This window comes from Vibrio sp. 1401 (assembly GCF_033340295.1).
The window spans coordinates 1-543 of record NZ_JAWOWF010000743.1; the positions used below are offsets into that span (position 1 = coordinate 1).

A 543-nucleotide genomic window follows, 5' to 3' on the forward strand; every position below is an offset into this window, starting at 1 on the left:
ACGATAAGACACGCGAGTAGCGCAAATAAGATACCCGTAGATATGTCGTCCAAAACGTAGCTGTTCCTTGTATGTTTTTGGCAATTCAACAGCAAAGTGAGCTGCGAATTCAATGAATTAATGCGTACTGTATTTTATCTGTCCGCGAATATAAAGGATTGAGGAGCCCGAGAGCTCCTTAATTCAAGATGATTTCTTTTACAAAACGACTGCCAAAATAGGCCAACGTTAATAACGTCGCACCAGCAACCGCAAACCACGTTACTTTTCGACCGCGCCAACCTTTATGGTAGTGGCCCCAAAGTAAGATGGAATAAACGATCCACGCAACGAAGGAAAGAATACCTTTATGCGCTTTGCCTTGCGCAAACATGTCTTGTACAAACACAAAACCAGTGATGAGTGTGCCTGTCAGCAGTAAGTTACCAATCAGAATGATTTTAAATAGCTGACGTTCAACCATTAAAAGCGGTGGTAAATTAGGGTTAATAGCCAGCGACTTCTTCGCTTTTAATTTGTGATCGAGCCAAGCCAATTGCAGCG

1 protein-coding gene is annotated in these 543 nt (G+C 42.5%); it reads right to left on the bottom strand.

What is annotated here, in order from left to right:
* Positions 1-178: 178 nt before the first annotated feature.
* Positions 179-543: inner membrane protein YpjD (locus R7Z77_RS27905; protein WP_318137375.1), on the bottom strand; the 365-nt coding region annotated here is incomplete at its 5' end.